Below are 21,637 nucleotides of genomic sequence, written 5' to 3' on the forward strand. Positions count from 1 at the left end.
TCAATTCTGGCTTGTGCTGTGCATTTCATCCTTAGATTTGCACGATCAACAATACACCGACTGATGCTTTTGCTTTAAATTTCACTCAAAGATTAATCAAGTCTGCATCAAAAGTAAAAGCATTTTCAATCCATTGCAAATCATACGGGAATTTGGAAAAGTCTTGCTGTACTGTTTTTGCAAATTGCTGAGAAAAATCAAAGCAAATCACATCAAAACGACAATAATATTCTGAATAGTGTGGATATTCTGTTAAAAACTGCATGGCGGTTTTCATAATTTTACGCTGCTTAGATGCAGACACCACTTCGTAGGCTTTGCCATAGCCAGTTTGCGAACGCGCTTTAACTTCTACAAAAATCAGTTGTTCTGCTTGAATAAAAATACCATCTATTTCACCAAAAACACTGTGATAATTCTGCTCCAGCATACGCCAACCGTGTTGATGTAAATATTGCCAAGCCGTCTGCTCTGCCCATGTGCCAATGCTTTGCTGCAGTGTTTTTTGATTCATGCTATATCCGATTTTTTTTATTTTGTTATGGTGCGCAATCGTAGTATTCGCTGAAGTGCGATGACGCGAGTTTCACACGCCAGACTGCAATTCAGGTAGAATAAGCGCTTGGTCTGTAACTTGTATCAGACGCAAGCCAATACTGCTGTTGTTTCGTGTTCCATCATTTTTATTTTAGTTTGCTATTTCCCACGGAGAAAACTCAATGAGTGCCCAGTTATTTGTTGTTGCTACCCCAATTGGTCACTTAGATGATATGAGCTACCGTTCAATTGATGTGCTCAAATCGGTCAGCCTAATTGCCGCTGAAGATACCCGCACCTCTGCACAATTAATGAAACATTTTAATATTTCAACTCCGCTTACAGCCTGCCATGAACACAACGAAAGCAACAAGATTGATATTTTAGTCCAAAAATTACTCAATGGCGAAGATATTGCGCTCATTAGCGATGCAGGTACACCACTGATTAGCGACCCAGGTTTTAAACTGGTTCGTGCAGCACAAGCCAATGGTATTCGTGTGATTCCTGTGCCGGGTGCATGTGCAGCCATTGCAGCGCTCAGTGCGGTTGGCTTACCAAGTGATCGCTTTAGTTTTCAGGGATTTCTCGCTTCTAAACAGTCACAGCGATTACAACAACTTGAAAAGCTAAAAGATGAAACCCAAACCCTGATTTTTTATGAAGCACCACATCGAATTTTAGATTCAGTCAAAGATATGGCTGCCGTGTTTGGTGCAGATCGCCCTGTTGGCTTTGCCCGTGAAATCACCAAAACCTTTGAAACCATTAAAAAAATGACTTTAGGTGAATTGGCTGAATTTATCGCAGCAGATCATCATCAACAAAAAGGTGAAATTGTATTGGTGGTGGGGGGAGCGAGCGAAGAAAAAGACATGGAACAAGAAAAATTAGATCAATTATTGCAGCGTTTGTTGCAAGATTTATCGGTAAAAGCAGCATCACAATTGGCGGCTGATCTAACAGGGATTAAAAAGAAAATTGCCTATCAACGTGCGTTGGAATTAAGCCAAGCAGCTGAATAAGCCGATTGAGCAATAACAGTGATGACGATCATCGCGCATAAAAAAAAGCATCACCCTTTATACAAGGTGATGCTTTTTTATGTTGAAGGTATAAGCATTAGAGCAGCCTGCATAGTAAGCATCCCGCCCTAACTCACTCAACAGTTCAACGAATAAATTCAATCAACAAGTTCAGCAAGCACGTTCAACAGATTAGTCGCGCGCAGACTCATCTGGTGGCACTTCGGTAATTTTTCCGCCACGCGCCAAGAATGCAGCCACTTCATCTTCCAATGCCTGACGCTGTTTTAGTTTGGCAGTTACAGTGAGAGTTTCTGCTTCTGCAAGATCACCATCTACAGCACCTTCTTCTGATTCTGCTGCACCTTTTTCAGCCGCTTTCGCTTCATCTTCGTCTACAGTTGAATCTTCTACATCATCGTAATCGTTCATGTCCGTCATCTTAATCTCCCCACAAATGACTTCAATTTAGTCCAAGTGAAAACTGGTTATGAATTACGATGAAATTTAGCAATCTCTTGGCCTTTCGCATAGAGTCTAGATTAAAAAAAACGTATCTTTTTTAACCAAATTCGTAATCAGGTATGTATGACCGTACAAAAAACGACTGTTTTGCTTTAAACCGCGTAGCGTGTGTCTTTAAGCAGGCTTAATCCACTGGCTTGTGACATAAAGGCATCTTTTAACGCAGGCAGCTGCTCCACCTGTTTTAAACCAAAGTTACGTGCCCACACCACAGGGAATAAAGTGGTGGTTTCCATCCAGCCAATCGCAGACATACTATGCATCATGGCATCATTTTGTCCTTTACGACGATGCTCGTAACGCTTTAAAGTTTGCTCATGCGCCCAAACACCACGTTTGAAATCATGCAACAACACATCGCACAGTACGGCTGCATCCAGACAACCAATATTCACGCCCTGCCCTGCAAGCGGATGAATTACATGCGCGGCATCACCAATAAGTGCCAAACCATCTTGCACATAACGCTGCGCTGCACGTGCTTTCAGTGGGAAAATAGCACGTGGGGTTGCCTCTAAGACTTCCCCAAGCATGTGATGACTTTCACGAGTCAAAAGTTGGGTAAAGTCGTCATCATTCAGTTTGGCATATTCTTCGGCATAGTCATCAGGCAAAGTCCAAACAATCGACTGCCAATGCCCTTCCTGCTCGGCGTGTAAACTTGCCATCGGTAAATAGGCCAAAGGACCAGTTTCTAAGAAAATTTGACGTGCAACATGCTGATGCGGCTGCGCAGTACGAATTGCACAGGTTAGACCTACCTGACGATAATCCAACACATCAAAATCAATAAAGGCTTGTTCGCGCACAAAGGAGTTAGCACCATCTGCGCCAATGACTAGCTTAGTCTGTAATTGTGTACCATCGGCCAAATAAATGTGCCAAACGCCAACACCACGCTCTAAACGGGTCACTTTGACTTGCGTTCGATAATCTTGCACTTGTTGCAACATTTGCTGCTGAATCGCTAGATTTAAAATGCTTGGCTCGACCATTGAACCCAGAGCCTGCTCAATAGCGGGTGTACGTTCGTTACTTGCCCCAAAGTTAATTTCGCCATAGCCATTTTTATTCCAAACCTGCATGCCGCTATACGGCATATGTCGCGCCAGTTTAGACCAGACATTGACTGTTTTTAACAGGTGGATGGTGGCCTGACTTAAAGCCAATACACGCGGATTGGCAACTGCAAGGGTTTTCTCTGCATCTAAAATAGGTGCGGCATCTAAAACTGTAGCCTGCACACCCCCTTGTGCCAATAAAAGTGCAGTTAAGCCTCCCACCAAGCCGCCACCAATAATGACGACATCTAACACTTGCGTTTGTTGATTTGCTGTGATCATGCTTTTAACCCCATGGCATAATTGGCGACCAAAGGTTTAATGCCTGGAATGGTATCAAACGCGACTAAGCCTGTATTACGCATAAATTTCAGGATTGGGTTTTGATTGCTAAATCCACGTACCACGCTGTCACAGAATTTAATGACTCGCTGTTGATCTTTCAAACGCGATTGTTCATAGTCACGCAGCATTGCAGCATCGCCTAAATCTGCTGACTGTGCCGCCTGTTCGGTGAGATAACGCAATAATACGTAAGCATCTCGCATACACAAGTTAAAGCCCTGCCCTGCGACTGGGTGAATGGTATGCGCTGCATTACCCATCAGTACAACGCGACCAACCGCCTGTTTTTCTGCCAGAACTTGTGACAATGGAAAACTAAAACGACGTCCTGTTTTTTCAAACTTCCCTGCACGATCACCATAGGCTTGTTGCAAGGCATTTAAAAAGTGTTGATCATTTTCATCGCCAATCCATTCATGTTCTGTACCTTTTGGCACAGGCCACACCACAGAACGGCGATATTCACCTGGCAGGGGCAGCAACGCCAAAGGTCCTAAGTGACTAAAACGCTCAAAACCCACATGCGCATGCGGCTTGGAGGTTTGCACTGTGGTCACAATCGCTACTTGGTCATAATCATGTTCCGATGCACCAATGCCCAAGGCTTTACGGCAGAAAGAATCACGACCATCGGCAGCAATCAGTAGTTTGGCAGCAAGCTGTAATTGTTCCTGACCACGTACCGCTTCAATATAGGCAAAATCTGCATCTTGTTTAAGACTGGTGACCTGCACACCATCAATCAATTCAATCAAAGGTTGTTTACGCACTTCGGTCAGTAACACCCGACCTAACCATGCATTTTCAATCACCTGACCAAAGCTTTCGACTTTTTCTTGTTCGGCCAATAAACGTGCCTTGCCAAAACTACCTTGTTCGGTAATTTGAACTTCTAAAATAGGCGTAGCATGTTCTTGCAAGGCATCCCATAAACCTAGCTCTTGGTAAATTTGTACGCTGCGACGCGACAAGGCACTGTTACGTGCATCAAAACTGGAATGATACGGCGCAAGGTTAGCATCGTCATAATTGGGGTATTGAATCGCTTCTAGCAACTTTACTGCAATGTTTGACTTAGCCAACATCAAGGCTAAGCTTAGCCCGACCATACCACCGCCTACAATGATCACTTCTTGTTGCATGCCTTGATCCTTTTTATGAGGTATTCGACTTCAAAAGATTCAATCGAAATACGTATAATCTGTAATGGATTTTATCTTACCGCAAAGTCATTTATTTTTATAATGAATTAGTGTTGAAGCTATGGAAGATGATTAGACTTCTTGCAAATGTCCAATTCAAACTATAATTATTAGTCCCTCATCTTCTTGCTCCGAGCCATGTATGACACAAGAGAAGATAAATTCAATACTTAGTATTATTGATGGCTGATGATTGATTTTAGAATAAGCTCAACGATAAAAATGATCTCACATAATGGTTATTATACAAACTATCTTTGTAATGCATATTGCATTACAATATTTCCATACATTCAATAACTGAGAGAAGTGATGGCTACTGTTAATTTCAGGGTCGATGAAGCCCTTAAAGAAAAATCTTATTCAATCCTTAAAGAACAAGGTATCTCACCTACCGATTTCTTTACCAATATTCTTGAATATGTGGCAACGACTGGAAAGCTTCCAGTACACAAAGCGTTGCTTTCAGAAGAAGATGCTGAACTATTGGCACTTGTCCGTAAACGCATGAATGATCCTAAAGAGATGTTCGAGGAAGTCACATTAGATGACTTATAATCTTTTACGTCATAAGGACTTCACTGCAGAATGGGAAAAGCTTCCGAGTGCTATCCGCGACCAATTCAAGAAAAAATTAGCCAAAGTCATTGAGCAGCCACATATTCCAAAGAACATGCTTAAAGGTGATCTTGCTGGCTGCTATAAAATCAAATTATTAAAAGCGGGTGTCCGACTTATTTATCAGGTCAAAGATGATCAGGTCGTTATTTTGCTCATTACCGTTGGAAAGCGTGCTGATAACATTGTTTATGATGAAGCAAAAAAGCGGATCAAAGACTAAAAATTATTTACATACTCAAAATTTACACGCGCTTTCTAATAAAAAAGCTGATCACTTGACCAGCTTTGATTAGACCCAATTAAGCAGATTTAGCTTTTGCCATCAATGCTTCAATCTCTTCTACGGTTTTCACCACTTTTGAAGTCAGATTCAATGGCCCGTTCGCAGTCGCAACAATATCATCTTCAATACGGATACCTATACCACGCCATTTAGCATCTACCGTTTCATCATCGGGTGCAATGTATAGACCCGGTTCAACGGTCACCACCATACCTTCTTCATAAACACGCCAGTCTTCACCGTGTTTATAGCTGCCGACATCATGCACATCCATGCCCAACCAATGCCCTGTACCGTGCATATAAAACTGGCGATAACTTTCCGAAGCAATAATTTCTTCTAAATTGCCCTGCATAATGCCTAGATCAAGCAAACCTTGCACCAAAATACGCACCGCAACATGGTGTGGTTCTTTATAGGAGTTACCAATTTGTACAGCTTCAATTGCTGCAATTTGCGCATCCAATACAATGTTATACAGTGCTTTTTGTTCTGGACTGAATTGACCATTCACGGGAAAAGTACGGGTAATATCTGAGGCATAGCACTGATATTCACAGGCTGCATCAATCAGGACTAAATCGCCATCTTTAAGCACTTTGTCATTTTCGACATAATGCAAAATGCAGGCATTTTCACCACCACCGACAATACTGTTATAGGCAGGTACGCAGCCATTTTTACCAAAAATATAATTCAGTTCAGCTTCTAGCTCATATTCCATCATGCCTGCTTTTACTGTTTGCATGGCACGAGTATGTGCTTCTGCACTAATATTTGAAGCAATTTGCATCAGTTCCAATTCAGACTCAGTTTTATGCAAACGCATTTCATCCAGCAAACGATCTAACTGAACAATTTTGGCAGGTGCAGTATTGCCTTGACGATGTTGTGCATCAGCTTGTTGGTTCCATGCCGCAACACGTACATCAAATTCAGTCTGATGCCCCAAGCGATAGTACAACGTGTCTTTATTGACAATTTTGGCGATGATTTCTGCATCTAATTGCGCAATTGCAAAAGACTCATCTGCCTCAAACAGCTCAATTGCACCTTCTAAACCTGCGCGATAACCATTCCAGATTTCCATTTCACGGTTACGTTCACGGCAGAACAACGTGTAGGTATAACCTTCATCAATTGATTCATAGGTTTCAATCACCGCAACTGCTTCAGGTTCAGCAAAACCTGTTAAATAGAAAAAACTGCTGTCGGCACGATATTTATAATCTGCATCACGATTACGCATTGCCACAGGACTGGTTGCAATAATTGCGACACTATTGGGCCCCATCAGTTCTGCAAGTTGATCACGACGTTCTTTAAATTCGACTTGAGTCAGTTTTTTCATAAATACGGTCTACATATATAAAATGATGAAAATATGATTGTTGTAATGACTTAAAGCACCTTACACCGACATACTTAGGCACACAACGCCCGATTAACTCGGACGGTGTGGCGTAAACATTTCAACAACAGCACTTGCGTTTTGTGTGGTTTGTGCAGTTTGTTGACGCGACTTAGCATGTAAGTTTTGCAATAAAGAGCTTTCTTCTACTGGTACTTTTTTACGCCCAACAGATAAACTCACAGGAATCAAACGTACAAATTCATACAATTCCTGATAGCTTTCTTCGCCTTCTTCGTCATTGTCTGAATCTTCAAATTCAACCGCAGCAACATCTTGTAAATGCTCAATCAGTTCGATTTCATCTGAACGAATATGCCCAGAAGCCAAACCAAAACCAAGCACAACGCCTGCACACCAATCTGCCAAAGCTTGCACACGTTCTTGTAAAAGATGTTCATCATCTGGCAATAACGGCAGATAATCTAACTCATCTTCAGACAAAGCATGTGCGACATCTTCCGATTCATCGGTTAAAAGTGACAGTGCGGCTGGCTCTAATTCTGGCACATTGAGGGTTTCTAAAATCTGCTGCCACTCGGTTTCAGTTGGTGCATTTGTCACACAAACTATACCTGTCAGCAAGCCATGTAACTCACTTGGGCTTGAAATTTCTTCAATGTTAGAAAAATTGCGGAACCATTCCGACCAACCTGAAATATCGTCTTGCATTCGTTTATCCAATCTCTATACTTCGTATATATTACCTTTGTTTGCAATACTGTGCGACCACGATATGTTAGAAGAATTACAGCGTCTACAAGCGCATATTGGTGTTTTAAAAACACGAATTGATCATTATGAAAGTGAAAATACCGCCCTCAGCACAGCCAAGCAAACTGCTGAGGAACAGCATCATGCACAAATTGTGCAAAGAAACAGCATTATTACTGCCAAGCAAGATGAAATTGAGAATCTGACTGAGCAATTAAGCAGCACTCAGGCGCAATTTCAGCAGTTAAACCAAGATGCGACAGCACTGGCAGACCGTTACAGTCGTTTGGAAAAAAGCTGTACTGATTTGAAAAACCGCTTTCAGGAAATTTTGGCTGAGCGCAATGAATTACGCATTCTGAAAGAAAAAATGCTGAATGATCAGCGTATGAATCAGCATGAAATTCAGACACTCAAACAAGAACGTGAAAGATTGTTACAAAAAAATGAGCATGCCAAAGCCAAAGTTGAAGCTATTATTCAGCGTCTTGCAATTTTAGGTACAGCTCAAGATCATCATGCGCAAGAAATTCAACAACTTGCCCACCCTGCCGAAGTGAGCGAGGAAGGTTAATATGTCAGTTCAAATTCCAATTGATTTACGTGTTTTAGGACATAGTTTCCGTTTAGCCACAACTGAAGAAAAAAGAGAAGATTTAGAGCGTGCGGCACAATTATTGAATGAACGCTACGATGAGTTTCGTCGTAAAGCGCCCAATATGGAACCGAGCAAACTGATTATTGTCGTGGCTTTAGAGTTGATGCAAGAGGTTCTTTCTATGAATAAATCTTTGCAGCATTATGAGCATTGTGAGCGTTTACTCAGCACCATTTTGCAAGAAGTTGAAGCCCTTACTTAAGTGGTGTTTTTTTGACTTAAGTTTGCATAAAGGCTATGCAAACAAGCTCTATCTTTATAGTTAATTCGTGAACATGAGTTGCCAAGCAACTGAGATGGGTTATACTAATTCTAACTCTGAGGTGTTCGCCAGCGAGTCTATATCCCTGCCGATACTTAAATCTTAGGATTGTGTTCTGCATATTTAGAGCGTATGCCCATCTCGTATGGGAAACCCAGCAAGTATGCGTCGCGTCCGCCTTGAACTTTTTCGGGTTCAGGGTAACGACATGCAGCGGCATCTTCGGAGCTATTTATTTTTAAATATCTAAAAATAAAATGTCTAAAAAATATAAAATCGTTTAGAAAAATGTATCAGCAGAAACCTTAAACCGCTCAGACAGCGCTTTAATATGACGAATATTCAACTGGCGTTTGCCGCTTAAAATCTCCGAAATCACAGATTGAGTTGCAACCTCTGCCAAGTCAGATTGACCTAATCCATGTTGCGCCATCAAAAAAGCTAAAGCAGCACGACCATCTCCATGAGGAATAGGCAGGTGTTCATTTTCATAAACAGAAACCAAGTCACCGAGTTGATGAATCAGCCCCATTAAAGGATGCGTTTCATCATCACCAACAATATCTAAAAGCTCATCTAAAGCCTCGACAAGTGCATGAAAATCTTTTTCATTTTCTGGTTTACTCAGCAAAGGAGCAACGTAGTGCCAGTGATCTACAGCCTGTTTAATCATTGCGTTCATACTAATCCTCCTTCCAATGACCTTTGTCATATTCTTTATGGGATAACACATGACGAATATACACACGCTTTGCCTGATACATCACAACAGCAATAAGTCGAATCTTATTCCCACCAATATCGAATACATGAAACTTTCCAACTTTATCAACTGCTGGAAATAACTGCTTCATTTCGGCAAAGTCTTTCGGATCATTTGCCTTAATAATTCGATACCAACCATCGAGTGCTGTTTCAGCCTGTGGCCACTTGTGCATTGCCTCTATAATTCTAGCGTGGGTGATCACATGCATAATATTTTATCGCATTTTGCTATAAATCAAGTATAAACTGATTATCGCATATTGCAATATTTTATAGCGAATTAAACAAACTCAGTTTCACCAACTTGATGATAGTGACGATTAAAATAAACCAACGCCTGATCTTGTTGATTTTTTTGAATAGCAACAATTGGGCAAATAAAAATAGTATGCGTCCCCACTTCTTGAATTTGTGAAATTTCACAATCAAAACTGACCAATGCATTTTTTAATATAGGAGCACCTGTTTCCAAAGCTGCCCATTCAGCCTGCTTAAAACGCTCATCGGAACTCAATTTTGATGAGGCAAATGCATTAGAAAGATGTTCTTGTTCTGCATTTAGCACATTCACACACAGCACTTTATTCTCTAAAAAACTGAGATGAGAACGCGATGATTTGTTCATACACACCAATAATGTTGGCGGTGTATCTGTCACGCTACATACCGCAGATGCAGTAAAACCATGACGTCCTGCATCTCCCATTGTCGTCACTACATTGACTGCACTTGATAAGAAAGACATTGCATTTTTGAAGTCTGTTGCTTTAACCATCACCGTATTCCAACACTCAACTTTTTTAGAAAGTTCAAAGGATGCTTTTTGCCTGAAAAAGCATCCCTGATTCACTTAACTTAAATTCACTTGGCTTGAATTCACTTCGCCTGATCGAACGCTTAACTAGATAATTCTTGGCGAATAATCTTCGTACCAGCAGCCAAAGCCTGTAACTTGCCTCGTGCAACCTGACGACTCAATGGTGCCATTCCACAGTTAGTCGATGGGTACAACTTGTTAGCATCGACAAATTGCAATGCTTTGCGCAATGTATCTGCAACTTCATCGGCTGTTTCAATCGTATTCGTTGCGACATCAATCGCACCCACCATCACCTTTTTACCACGGATAAGTTCAAGCAAATCCATCGGAACACGTGAGTTGTGACATTCCAGTGAGATAATATCCAAATTAGACTGCTGTAGTTTTGGGAAAACTGCTTCGTATTGACGCCATTCTGAGCCGAGTGTTTTTTTCCAATCGGTATTGGCTTTAATGCCATAGCCATAGCAAATATGCACGGCTGTTTCACATTTCAAACCTTCTAACGCGCGCTCTAATGTTGCCACGCCCCAGTCATTCACCTCATCAAAAAACACATTAAACGCAGGTTCATCAAACTGGATGATATCCACGCCTGCTGCTTCAAGTTCACGCGCTTCCTGATTCAGGATTTTGGCAAATTCCCACGCCAGTTTTTCACGGCTCTTGTAGTGCGCATCGTATAAAGTATCAATCATGGTCATAGGACCAGGCAGCGCCCATTTGATGGGTTGATCTGTCAGTGAACGCAGGAATTTGGCATCTTCAACAAAGACTGGTTTTTGCCTAGAAACTGCACCCACCACAGAAGGGACACTGGCATCATAACGATCACGAATTTTGACTGTTTCACGTTTTTCAAAATCGACACCTTCAAGGTGTTCAATAAAGGTGGTGACAAAATGCTGACGGGTTTGCTCCCCATCACTCACAATATCAATCTCTGCTTGCTGTTGTTCATGCAGTGATAGACGTAGCGCATCTTGTTTTGCGTCCAGTAATTCTTGCCCTGTTAATTTCCAAGCTGACCAAAGCTTTTCAGGTTCTGCGAGCCACGAAGGTTTAGGTAAACTGCCAGCCGTTGAGGTCGGTAATAAAATAGCCATTTTGAATCTTCTATCTGTATTTTAAGTTAAGCAACACGTTCTTGATTGGCAGCATGTAGCGGCACGAACTTGGCAGCCCATTGTTCAAGAATATCTTGATAAGGCTTGATAAAGTTTTCTTCAGTCCATTTGCCCTGCTTGACTGCCAACTGACCTCGCTCAACACGGTCATATACAACTTGGGTTAATGAATAATCCTGATAATTCAAACTTGGCTGATAGACCTCGCCTGCAGGTGAGTTGGTGTTATAAATTTCAGGACGATAAATTTTCTGGAAACTTTCCATAGTACTGATGGCACTGATCAACTCAAAATCTGTGTAATCATGCAGTAAATCGCCAGAAAAATAGAACGCAAGCGGTGCATTGCTATTTTCAGGTTTGAAGTAACGCACGGTTAAACCCATTTTTTCAAAATAGTCATCGGTTCTTGAATATTCATCATTTTTATATTCTGTACCTAAGACAGGATGCACATTGGTCGTACGATAATAAGTTTTTGTGGTTGATACGCTCAGGCAAATCACAGGTTGTTTTTGAAACTCAGCTTGGAACACTGCTGAACTGACCAAATGCTGATAAAGCTTGCCATGTAAATCACCAAAACTTTCAGGCTTTTCATTTACTTTGCAGCCTAATGCTGGCAAGACCACACTAAAATCATAATCACGAACATACGATGAAAAACTGTTGCCAATCATGCCTTCAATACGTTCATTTGTTTGATGATCTGTGATCGTACTTTTTAGCATTTCAATGAATGGAAAAGTTTTGCCATTTCCTTCAATATCAATTTCTGCAGAAATAATGTCGATTTCAAGCGAATAACGATCACCTTTTGGGTTATCGCAAGATGCCAGCGAGTTAAAACGATTATTGATCATCGCTAAAGTTCTGCGTAAATTTTCCTGACGGCTTTCACCACGCGCCAAATTTGCAAAATTGGTGGTTAAACGCGTGTTGTTAGCAGGTTCATAGTTTTCGTCAAAACGAATACGTTTAATTGAACAGGTGAATGGCTTTGTCATGATGATCTACTACCCAAATTTAAAAAGTTAAAATTTCTGAATGAGGGTATTTATACTGGAACGACAAAGTGAATAAAAATGATTTAACCTCAATCCAAAGTGAATTTTATTCACCTTAATTTAAAATATGCAGCAAAACATCTAAAAATGATGGTTTTTCTGTTATCCCTTAAATTTAAAAATTAAAATAAATATTTCAATAACAACAAGTTAAAACCAAAAAATATTTTTATTCCGATAAATATTGAAGAGTATATTTTAGAGGACAGCACATAGTTCATTCAGTAGATTTCAGCCCTGAATGAATGAAACTCAGCTTGAAGTTAGAAAATCTCAGCTTCTGATTGGCTTGGTTTAGCATCTTCGTGATCAAAATGTATTCAGTTGGTCACATCAAAAAACAACGAGAAAAAATCGGCAGGCAAAAAAATAGGTCAATTCGTCAGTTGACCAATTGACCTTACGATAAGCTCACACATTGGAGCTTCTTAGATGATGCAGTTTTATTGAACTTGTGCAGGAAAATCATCTTCTGCCAATGCAGCCGTAATTTGATCTACAGTTGCAGTGCTTTCCACGGTCACAATTTTAGTCGCTAAATCGACTTCAACTTTTGCAGCAGGATCAACATCTTGAATGGTTGCCGTGACACCACGTGCACAACCGCCACAAGTCATATTTTCAATCAATAGTTTCATTGCGAACTCCACACTTCTGCCTTTGTTGAACTGTAGTTTAAAGCTTACCATGCTGGCAAGGTCAAGCCTATTTTGGGCTAAAATTTACTTGACCTTACCATCGTGTCAATCTATATGCTAAACACATCCTCCAAATTATAGAGACGACCATGGACGCAAAACACCCAAATGCCTCTCCCTATCAGGAAACTTTGTCTATAGAAGGCATGACCTGTGCCTCATGTGTCGGGCGTGTCGAAAAAGCCTTAAAAAAAGTCGATGGTGTAGAAAAAGCTGAAGTGAATCTTGCAACAGAAAAAGCACTGATTCACGCATCGCAACCTTTAGACCGTGCACTGCTCATTAAGGCAGTGCAACGTGCAGGTTTTGATGTAGCTGCCATTCAACCAATCGAACTGTCTATTGATGGCATGACTTGTGCTTCGTGTGTAACACGTGTCGAAAAAGCCTTAAAGAAAGTGCCTGGTGTAGAACAAGCCAATGTCAATTTGGCGACTGAACATGCATGGATTCAGCCGAATGCCACTGTTTCTAGCCAAGACCTGATTCGAGCGATTCAAAAAGCAGGTTATGACGCCAAACTGCTGCAACACGACTCTAACGAACAACACGATAAAAAGAATCTGGAACAGCAACAACTGAAACGTGATTTAGTAATTTCACTGATTTTAGCCTTGCCTGTGTTTATTCTGGAAATGGGATCACACATGATTCCTGCCTTTCACATGTGGGTGATGCACAATATTGGGCAACAACAAAGTTGGTTGATTCAATTTGCTTTAACCACATTGGTGCTGCTGTTACCAGGACGTCGTTTTTATCAAAAAGGGATTCCAGCGCTGTTACATTTTGCGCCTGATATGAACTCTTTGGTGGCGGTAGGAACTTTGGCTGCATACAGTTTTTCATTGGTGGCAACGTTTATGCCGCAGCTTTTACCCGAAGGCACAGTGCATGTTTATTATGAAGCTGCGGCAGTGATTGTCAGTTTGATTTTGCTGGGTCGTTATTTTGAAGCCAAAGCCAAAGGTCGCACCTCGCAAGCCATTCAGCATTTAATTGGCATGCAAGCTAAAACTGCACGTATTCATCGGGATGGTCAAATCATTGAAGTGCCAGTGGCGGAAGTCAGCTCCAATACCATTGTCGAAATCCGCCCAGGTGAGCGCATTCCTGTAGATGGTGAAGTGATCGAAGGTCATAGTTATATAGATGAGTCAATGATTACAGGTGAGCCTGTTCCTGTAGCCAAACAAATAGGCAATCAAGTTGTAGGCGGTACCATCAACCAAAATGGCACACTAAATATTCGTGCTACTGCCATTGGTGAAGCTTCGGTGTTGGCGCAAATTATTCGTATGGTCGAACAAGCGCAAGGCTCTAAATTACCTATTCAAGCCTTGGTGGATAAAGTGACCATGTGGTTTGTACCTGCCGTGATGTTATTGGCTGCACTTACTTTTATTGTGTGGTTTATTTTTGGCCCAGAACCTACCCTAACCTTTGGTTTAGTCAATGCAGTCGCTGTTCTAATTATTGCCTGCCCATGTGCGATGGGTTTAGCCACACCGACTTCAATTATGGTGGGAACAGGTCGTGGCGCAGAAATGGGCGTGCTGTTTCGTAAAGGCGAAGCTTTGCAGCTTTTGCAAGATGTTAAAGTGGTCGCGGTGGATAAAACAGGAACGCTCACCGAAGGCAAACCGACATTAACCGATTTTCATGTGCAATCGGGTTTTGATGCAGATCAGGTCTTTGTACTTTTAGCATCGGTAGAAGCGAAATCTGAGCATCCCATTGCATTGGCGATTGTGCAAGCTGCAACAGAAAAGCAAGTCAGTTTACTGCCTGTTACCGAATTTGACAGCATCACAGGTTCAGGTATTGAAGCACTGGTGAATGGTCAACGTATTCAGATTGGTGCAGACCGTTATATGCAACAAATTGGGCTAGATGTTAGCGCTTTTAATGCAGAAGCTGCACGTTTAGGACAAGAAGGCAAAACACCAATTTATATGGCGATTGATCAACAACTGGCAGCCATTGTTGCCGTTGCAGACCCAATTAAAGACACGACTTTTGCTGCTATTGCAGCGTTGCATCAACTGGGTTTAAAAGTGGCGATGATTACGGGAGATAACCGACATACGGCTCAGGCAATTGCTGCACGTTTACAGATTGATCATGTGGTGGCCGAGGTTTTACCTGAAGGCAAGGTCGATGTTGTACGTGAATTACAACAGCAATTTGGACGTGTGGCTTTTGTGGGTGATGGTATTAATGATGCCCCTGCTTTGGCACAAGCCGATGTTGGAATTGCGATTGGTACAGGTACAGATGTTGCGATTGAAGCAGCCGAAGTTGTATTGATGTCGGGCAATTTACAAGGTGTGCCCAATGCAATTGCTTTGAGTAAAGCCACTATCCGCAATATTCGTCAAAATCTGTTTTGGGCATTTATTTATAATATTGCCTTGATTCCAATTGCTGCAGGCGTGCTATACCCGTTTGCAGGTATTTTGCTCTCGCCTATTTTTGCTGCGGGCGCGATGGCATTATCTTCAGTGTTTGTATTGGGTAATGCGCTCCGTTTAAAATATTTCCAAGCAGCACAGATTTAAATGCAACATACAAAAGGGTTTAGAAGATTGCTCTACGCCCTTTTTATGAGAGAAGTCACATGAATATTGGTCAAGCCTCTAAGCTATCGGGTATTTCCAGCAAAATGATTCGTTATTATGAGCAAATTGGTTTACTGGATACCGCCAAACGCTCTGCTTCGGGTTATCGGATTTATTCTGAGCAAGATTTAAAAACTTTGTCTTTTATTAAGCATGCACGGGATTTGGGGTTTTCTTCTGAGCAAATGAAAGAATTGCTAGGTTTATGGAAAAATGCTGACCGACAAAGTGCAGAAGTGAAGCAACTCACGCTTAAACATATTGAAACCTTAAAACAGAAGATTACGCAATTACAGGAAATGGCGAACTGGTTGCAAAGCTCTGCAGATCATTGCTCTGGCGATGAACAGGCAGATTGTGTGATTTTGAAAGATATTGAATTGGGGAAGTGATTTGGAATTAAGCTTCCCCCATTCAAACAAGACCTGACAGTTATCCACTTGTTAGAAACCATTGTTGTATCTGTCAGCTTAAATTTAACTTAGGAAATCTACATCCCTATCTTTTTTAATACATAGCATAAAAAAACTCACACTTTGGGGAAGTGTGGGGGGAAACTTGGAATATCTGTTACTTTATGGGAGCGTATTATATATAAACACAATTTGAATTAGTGAGCATTCTATATAATTTACGAGATAAATTTAACACTTTTTAAGAATCTCTCCGATAAACTGCACAACAATCAAGTTTTAGCACTATTCATTACGCATATTTTAGCGCGGTAATTCATACCCTTTTTCATTAATTAAACGAACCGCAGCATCACAGACTTCTGCATCATAAATTGTACCGTGTCCACGTATGACTTCTGCAAGTGCGACATCCACCCCTAATGCGAGGAGAAATAAATGACTTTAAGTCAAATACGTCTGGCGATACTAAGTCACGAGATAATTTAGGCATACTTTACCCTGCACCCAACCGATGAATGGTTTTTAGACTGACTTCGCTCACTACAGGTACGACAATATTCTGAAAAGACATCACGATATTTCCTATTTACTTGCAAGCCTGATTGAATCAATCTCTTTTATCATCTTACAAGCTATTGATCATTTTTTAAGGCATTTAAAGGTTGAAATTTAAGGAAATTTTATAAAAAACTCCAAGCTCAAACTCAAAAACCACATTACGACTTCATCTATTTTGTGAAATACCTCTCATTTTTAAACGATAAATTTTTTAGAATGATTTATGCTATATCACACATCAATAAACGAAAATTGAATAACAAGAGAGTTTGATCTATGCCACATTCTTACCACCTCGAAAAACACTATATTGAACGGTCTGGATGGTTACGTGCTGCAGTATTGGGTGCGAACGATGGGATCATTTCTGTGACCAGTTTGGTCGTGGGGATGGCAGCCAGTGGTGCATCTTCTCAAACATTGTTAATTACCTGTATTGCAGGCTTAATTTCGGGCGCTGCTTCTATGGCAGCAGGTGAATATATTTCGGTGAAATCTCAACAAGACATTGAACAAAATGACCTTGCGATGGAAGCACGCGAATTAAAACTCAATCCAGAGCATGAGCTAAAAGAACTCACCAATATTTATATGATTCGTGGTTTAGATGCCGAATTGGCAGAACAAGTTGCCATACAACTGACTGCTCACAATGCTCTAGATGCCCATGCCCGTGACGAAATTGGTATTTTAGAACACACCTCAGCGCAGCCATTTATGGCAGCTTTTTCATCGGCATTGGCATTTACTGTAGGTTCATTATTCCCGTTGGTGTCTATTTTACTCTTACCTGAACATCTGTTAGACAAAGGCGTGATGTTGGTCGGTGTAATCAGTCTAGGGGTTATGGGTGCGCTTGCCAGCTATGTCGGTGGCGCAAGTATGTGGAAAGGTGCATTGCGTGTCATGATCTGGGGTATTGTCGCCATGGTATTCAGTGCGTGGATTGGTTCAATGTTCCATGTCGCTGTGGCTTAAAAAATCTAGGAAATTCAGTGTAAATCTCTGCCCTATCTTTGGATAAAAATATATTCAGAGATAGGGCAAGCTTCAGAAATAACATGAATGAACAGCTTATCCATGCAAAGTTTATATCTCTAAAACTTCTATCTTCAAAGTTAATCAAATAAAACTACAACAGATTCAGCCCACAATTTTAAGTCAGTTTTAAGTTTCAAATTTTAAACTAAAGCATCTTAAAGTCTTTTGAATCATTGACAATGTCTAAGCAGCCCGAATCACCACTTGCTCCATCTATCTTTGCCCGACTACGCTTTTGGCAAAAACCGATTTCTTTATTCTATTTCAATCTACTGCTTGCCCTATGGTTAGGCTTGGTATTGAACTATGGATTTTATGAGAAAATTCAACAATTCACACCTTATCAGGGCATTAAAGCCATAGGCTTATTGATTGCAACTGTGATCGTCATCGTATCGGCGTATCATCTGTTGCTGCAATGGCTAAACTGGCGTTGGAATGCCAAAATATTAGCCAGTATTTTGATTGTAGTCGGTGGATTCAGCGCTTATTTTGTTAATAGCTTGGGCGTAGTGATTACCGCAGACCAAATTCAAAATATGCTGCAAACCGATGTACGTGAAGTACGTGATCTTTTGTCTGTACGCTTAGTGGTTTGGAGTGTGCTGTTTGTACTATTGCCATTGGTCTTGGTGTGGTCTGTTAAAATTCAGCCGACTCATTTTGCCCGTCAATTACTGCAAAAGACTTTAGGCAGTGTAGTTTCGATTGTGCTGATTTTGGGTTTATTGTTCTGTTTTTATGTGGATTATGCTGCAATCTTCCGCGAGCATCGTGATTTAAAAGGCATGCTTTCTCCACAAAATGCGATTGCCTCTAGTCTATCGTATTATAAAAAGAAAGCACCCAAACAGAATTTGCCGCTGCTGCGCTATGGTGAAGATGCACATTTAATTCAACGTGCGCAAACAGGCACAGCACCCAAAATTATGCTGTTGGTGGTTGGTGAAACTGCACGTGCTGAAAGCTTCTCGCTGAATGGCTACGCAAAAAATACCAACCCTGAACTCTCTAAGCTGCCTGTGATTAATTTCACTCAAGTCAGCTCTTGTGGTACAGCCACGGCTGTTTCTGTGCCGTGCATGTTCTCGGGGATGCCACGCCAAAATTATGATGAACAACTGGCAAGTCACCGTGAAGGATTACTGGATATTGCTCAGCGTGCAGGTTATCAAGTCACTTGGATTGATAACAATTCAGGCTGTAAAGGTGCCTGTGATCGGGTGCAGCAATATTAAATTCCTGCAGAACTAAAACAAAAATGGTGTGATGCTAGCGGTGAATGTTTAGATGAAATTTTAGTGGACAGTTTACAGGCTTATCTTGCTCAGCTTGACTCGAAAGACAGACGTTCACATTTAATTATCTTGCACCAAATGGGCAGTCATGGACCTGCTTATTTCAAACGCTCAACCGTAGCTTATCAACCCTTCCAACCGACGTGTAACAGCAATGCGATTCAGGGTTGCAGTGCCGATGCCTTACGCAATACCTATGACAACTCGATTGTGTATACCGACCATGTTTTAAGTCAGTTGATTCAAACTTTAGAGCAACAAAAACACTATCAAACTGGTTTTTGGTATTTATCTGATCATGGTGAATCGACAGGCGAGCATGGTTTATATTTACACGGCGCACCGTATTCTATGGCACCGACTCAACAAACTCATGTACCGATGCTGATGTGGTTTTCAGAAGCTTGGCAACAACAAAATTCCGCGCAAGTGAATTGCTTAAAAGCACAACGCCAAGCAGCATTGAGTCAGGACAATCTTTTCCCAAGTTTATTGAGCTTACTAGATGTAAAAAGCCAAGTGATTGATCCGAAAAATGATATGCTGAATCAATGTTCTGCCCCATCTACCACTCAACCGCAGCACGAGTCATCACATGCCTAAAATATTAATCATTGAAGATGATTTTATGATTGCCGAATCGACCCAAACCTTGCTCAAGTTACAGCAATTTGATGTTACTTGGGGGAACAACGGGATTGATGGCTTAAAGCAATTAGAGCAGCAAGATATCCAGTTGGTGTTGCTGGACTTAGGCTTACCCATGATGGACGGCATGCAGGTATTAAAAAACATTCGCCAGTTACATCCACAATTGCCCGTGCTGATTATTTCTGCGCGTGATCAATTGCAACAACGGGTGGATGGTTTAAATCAGGGTGCAGATGATTATTTAATTAAACCCTATGAATTTGATGAATTACTGGCGCGAATTTATGCCCTGCTCAGACGTAGCGGCGCACAAAATCCTGTAAACGATACCGCACATATTTTAAGTTATGGCGATTTAGTCTTAGATACCGAACAACATTTGGCAAAATTCAAAGGTGAATATATCGAATTGTCGAATCGTGAATGGGCAATTTTAATGGCTTTGGTCAGCCACCCTAATAAAATTTTCTCTAAAAGTAATTTAGAAGATAAATTATATGATTTTGACAGTGAAGTCAGCAGCAACACCATTGAAGTCTATATTCACCATTTACGCGCCAAACTTGGCAAGGACTTTATTCGTACCATTCGTGGTTTGGGCTACCGTTTAGGGCAAATTTAATGCAATCCTACTCTTTGCAAAAACGTCTGATTGTTTATGTTTCTATCTTTAGTGTCATGTTGGGCTGCGTTTTGGTATTTGCAGCGTATCGAATTGCCCTAGAAGAAATGAATGAAATTTTAGATGCACAAATGCAAAGTTTGGCAGAACGCATTGCAGCGAACCATCCTGAACCTACACAGAGCCAAATCGATTTAAATCAGAGATATAGCGAAGAAGACTTATTTGTCGATATTTGGTCATATGACGATGCTACAACACAATTACACCCTCAAGATGTGTTGCTACAACCCGTAGAAAAACCAGGGTTTTATAATCATCAAACCGAAGTTGGACTGTGGCATACCTATATTTTGCCGCAAGAAACCCTACAGATTCAAATTAGCCAGCAAAACTCTGTGCGCCAATATTTAGCTTTAGAATTAGCGGCAAATATGTTTATTCCCTATGCAATATTTTTACCCTTTGCCCTTTTGGCTTTGGGTTGGCTGATTCGTCATAATTTTCAACCACTAAATAACTTTAAAAGCGAATTGGCACGTCGTAAAGCGCAGGATCTCAGCCCGATTCACATGTTGGATTATCCTGTCGAGCTTGCACCCACGATTCAGGAAATGAATCAGTTATTTACGCGAATTTCTGCCGCACAGCAGGAACAGCGCCAGTTCGTTGCCGATGCTGCACATGAATTACGTACCCCACTCACTGCACTCAATTTACAAGTACAAATTTTATTGCAGCAATTTCCACATAGTGATGCCCTCAATAATTTAAGCCAAGGGGTTTTGCGTTTACAGCATTTAGTCAATCAGTTATTAAGCTTAGCCAAGCAAGATGCCTCAGATAGTCTAATTGAAAACGATCAAACCCTATCTTTAAATCAAATGACCATTGCCTGTGTGGAACAGCTCATTCAATTGGCATTGCAAAAAGATATTGATTTAGGTGTCGAACAACGCCAAGAGTTGAATATTCATGGACAAAGTTCTGCTTTACTTCCATTATTTATAATTTAATTGATAATGCGATTAAATATACCCCCAAACAAGGCGTGATTAATGTGACTATTTTTCAGCAAGAACAACATGCAATTTTGCAAATTGAAGACAGTGGTGCAGGCATTGACCCCGCACTATTCAATCAAATTCGACAGCGTTTTTACCGTATTCATAACCATGCGGAAATTGGTAGTGGTTTAGGTTTATCTATTGTAGATAAAGCCACCCAACGCTTAGGTGCAAGTTTAGAGTTTTCTAAAAGTGCCAGTTTAGGTGGTTTATGTGTGCAGGTTAAATTTCCGATGCGTTAA

Annotated in this window: 21 protein-coding genes, 1 other RNA gene and 2 pseudogenes; 12 read left to right on the plus strand and 12 right to left on the minus strand. The window is 41.0% G+C overall.

Annotated features, from left to right (window positions below):
* Window positions 1-85 precede the first annotated feature (85 nt).
* Complete coding sequence (locus FTT71_RS03115; RefSeq protein WP_004972647.1) at window positions 86-514, minus strand: YraN family protein; 429 nt, start codon at window positions 512-514, stop codon at window positions 86-88.
* A 205-nt stretch (window positions 515-719) separates the two neighbouring features.
* On the opposite strand from FTT71_RS03115, the gene rsmI reads away from it, so the two are divergent.
* Window positions 720-1,562, plus strand: coding sequence for a 16S rRNA (cytidine(1402)-2'-O)-methyltransferase (gene rsmI / locus FTT71_RS03120; protein WP_179991266.1), 843 nt, complete (start codon window positions 720-722; stop codon window positions 1,560-1,562).
* A 192-nt stretch (window positions 1,563-1,754) separates the two neighbouring features.
* Here rsmI and FTT71_RS03125 read toward each other — a convergent pair whose 3' ends face one another.
* The 3 genes from FTT71_RS03125 to ubiH all read right to left on the minus strand — a co-directional run bounded on the left by FTT71_RS03125 (window position 1,755) and on the right by ubiH (window position 4,635).
* The gene (locus FTT71_RS03125; protein ID WP_004972644.1) at window positions 1,755-2,003 is read right to left on the minus strand and encodes a hypothetical protein; all 249 of its coding nucleotides are present in this window, start codon (window positions 2,001-2,003) and stop codon (window positions 1,755-1,757) included.
* A gap of 176 nt (window positions 2,004-2,179) precedes the next feature.
* Window positions 2,180-3,430: an FAD-dependent monooxygenase gene (locus FTT71_RS03130; RefSeq protein ID WP_180160700.1), complete on the minus strand. Its 1,251-nt coding sequence runs from the start codon at window positions 3,428-3,430 to the stop codon at window positions 2,180-2,182.
* Complete coding sequence (ubiH, locus tag FTT71_RS03135) at window positions 3,427-4,635, minus strand: 2-octaprenyl-6-methoxyphenyl hydroxylase (protein WP_104852300.1); 1,209 nt, start codon at window positions 4,633-4,635, stop codon at window positions 3,427-3,429. Before ubiH ends, FTT71_RS03130 begins: the two co-directional genes overlap by 4 nt.
* Before the next feature lie 372 nt (window positions 4,636-5,007).
* Between ubiH and FTT71_RS03140 the strand changes: the two genes are divergently transcribed.
* Together FTT71_RS03140 and FTT71_RS03145 are read left to right on the plus strand one after the other, a co-directional pair.
* Window positions 5,008-5,253, plus strand: a complete 246-nt coding sequence (locus FTT71_RS03140; protein ID WP_104852301.1) for a type II toxin-antitoxin system RelB/DinJ family antitoxin — start codon at window positions 5,008-5,010, stop codon at window positions 5,251-5,253.
* Window positions 5,243-5,536 carry a type II toxin-antitoxin system RelE/ParE family toxin gene (locus tag FTT71_RS03145; RefSeq protein ID WP_004970510.1) on the plus strand — a complete coding sequence of 98 codons (294 nt, stop codon included), beginning with the start codon at window positions 5,243-5,245 and terminating at the stop codon, window positions 5,534-5,536. The genes FTT71_RS03140 and FTT71_RS03145 overlap by 11 nt, the downstream gene beginning before the upstream one ends.
* 79 nt (window positions 5,537-5,615) lie before the next feature.
* On the opposite strand, the gene pepP is transcribed toward FTT71_RS03145, so the two are convergent.
* Both pepP and FTT71_RS03155 read right to left on the minus strand, forming a co-directional pair.
* Window positions 5,616-6,950: a Xaa-Pro aminopeptidase gene (gene pepP, locus FTT71_RS03150; protein ID WP_154320488.1), complete on the minus strand. Its 1,335-nt coding sequence runs from the start codon at window positions 6,948-6,950 to the stop codon at window positions 5,616-5,618.
* A 93-nt stretch (window positions 6,951-7,043) separates the two neighbouring features.
* Window positions 7,044-7,682 (minus strand): UPF0149 family protein, encoded by a 639-nt coding sequence (locus FTT71_RS03155; protein ID WP_004970514.1) that lies wholly within the window; start codon window positions 7,680-7,682, stop codon window positions 7,044-7,046.
* A 64-nt stretch (window positions 7,683-7,746) separates the two neighbouring features.
* On the opposite strand from FTT71_RS03155, the gene FTT71_RS03160 reads away from it, so the two are divergent.
* The 3 genes from FTT71_RS03160 to ssrS all read left to right on the plus strand — a co-directional run bounded on the left by FTT71_RS03160 (window position 7,747) and on the right by ssrS (window position 8,877).
* Window positions 7,747-8,298: a hypothetical protein gene (locus FTT71_RS03160; protein ID WP_019836370.1), complete on the plus strand. Its 552-nt coding sequence runs from the start codon at window positions 7,747-7,749 to the stop codon at window positions 8,296-8,298.
* A 1-nt stretch (window position 8,299) separates the two neighbouring features.
* Window positions 8,300-8,584: a cell division protein ZapA gene (locus FTT71_RS03165; protein WP_004970518.1), complete on the plus strand. Its 285-nt coding sequence runs from the start codon at window positions 8,300-8,302 to the stop codon at window positions 8,582-8,584.
* Between the two features lie 110 nt (window positions 8,585-8,694).
* A non-coding RNA gene (ssrS, locus tag FTT71_RS03170) (6S RNA) lies at window positions 8,695-8,877 on the plus strand.
* A 47-nt stretch (window positions 8,878-8,924) separates the two neighbouring features.
* On the opposite strand, the gene FTT71_RS03175 is transcribed toward ssrS, so the two are convergent.
* The 6 genes from FTT71_RS03175 to FTT71_RS03200 form a co-directional block, all read right to left on the minus strand.
* A complete protein-coding gene (locus FTT71_RS03175) occupies window positions 8,925-9,326 on the minus strand; it encodes a type II toxin-antitoxin system HigA family antitoxin (RefSeq protein ID WP_004970519.1) in 402 nt (133 codons plus the stop codon).
* 1 nt (window position 9,327) lies between these two features.
* On the minus strand, window positions 9,328-9,618 hold the full coding sequence (locus tag FTT71_RS03180) for a type II toxin-antitoxin system HigB family toxin (protein WP_019836372.1): 291 nt from the start codon (window positions 9,616-9,618) through the stop codon (window positions 9,328-9,330).
* A 71-nt stretch (window positions 9,619-9,689) separates the two neighbouring features.
* Window positions 9,690-10,184, minus strand: a complete 495-nt coding sequence (locus FTT71_RS03185; protein ID WP_004970523.1) for a flavin reductase — start codon at window positions 10,182-10,184, stop codon at window positions 9,690-9,692.
* A gap of 122 nt (window positions 10,185-10,306) precedes the next feature.
* Window positions 10,307-11,335, minus strand: a complete 1,029-nt coding sequence (locus FTT71_RS03190) for a methionine synthase (RefSeq protein WP_179988915.1) — start codon at window positions 11,333-11,335, stop codon at window positions 10,307-10,309.
* Between the two features lie 26 nt (window positions 11,336-11,361).
* Entirely contained in the window at window positions 11,362-12,363 is a 1,002-nt protein-coding gene (locus tag FTT71_RS03195) for a putative oxygenase MesX (protein WP_154320486.1), read from the minus strand.
* Window positions 12,364-12,866: 503 nt separating this feature from the next.
* Window positions 12,867-13,061 (minus strand): heavy-metal-associated domain-containing protein, encoded by a 195-nt coding sequence (locus tag FTT71_RS03200; protein WP_004970528.1) that lies wholly within the window; start codon window positions 13,059-13,061, stop codon window positions 12,867-12,869.
* Between the two features lie 149 nt (window positions 13,062-13,210).
* On the opposite strand from FTT71_RS03200, the gene FTT71_RS03205 reads away from it, so the two are divergent.
* From FTT71_RS03205 to FTT71_RS03230, 6 genes and pseudogenes are all read left to right on the plus strand, one after another.
* Complete coding sequence (locus FTT71_RS03205) at window positions 13,211-15,682, plus strand: heavy metal translocating P-type ATPase (protein WP_180160701.1); 2,472 nt, start codon at window positions 13,211-13,213, stop codon at window positions 15,680-15,682.
* A 59-nt stretch (window positions 15,683-15,741) separates the two neighbouring features.
* A complete protein-coding gene (gene cueR / locus FTT71_RS03210; protein WP_004970532.1) occupies window positions 15,742-16,134 on the plus strand; it encodes a Cu(I)-responsive transcriptional regulator in 393 nt (130 codons plus the stop codon).
* 858 nt (window positions 16,135-16,992) lie between these two features.
* Window positions 16,993-17,694, plus strand: coding sequence for a VIT family protein (locus FTT71_RS03215; protein WP_096902719.1), 702 nt, complete (start codon window positions 16,993-16,995; stop codon window positions 17,692-17,694).
* Between the two features lie 242 nt (window positions 17,695-17,936).
* Window positions 17,937-19,658, plus strand: a pseudogene (locus FTT71_RS03220) (phosphoethanolamine transferase).
* Complete coding sequence (locus FTT71_RS03225; RefSeq protein WP_179988912.1) at window positions 19,651-20,328, plus strand: response regulator transcription factor; 678 nt, start codon at window positions 19,651-19,653, stop codon at window positions 20,326-20,328. The pseudogene FTT71_RS03220 and the gene FTT71_RS03225 overlap by 8 nt, the downstream one beginning before the upstream one ends.
* A pseudogene (locus FTT71_RS03230) lies at window positions 20,328-21,637 on the plus strand (ATP-binding protein). The gene FTT71_RS03225 and the pseudogene FTT71_RS03230 overlap by 1 nt, the downstream one beginning before the upstream one ends.

It is taken from the genome of Acinetobacter sp. YH01004 (assembly GCF_013420455.1).
In the GTDB taxonomy this organism is placed as follows: domain Bacteria; phylum Pseudomonadota; class Gammaproteobacteria; order Pseudomonadales; family Moraxellaceae; genus Acinetobacter; species Acinetobacter towneri.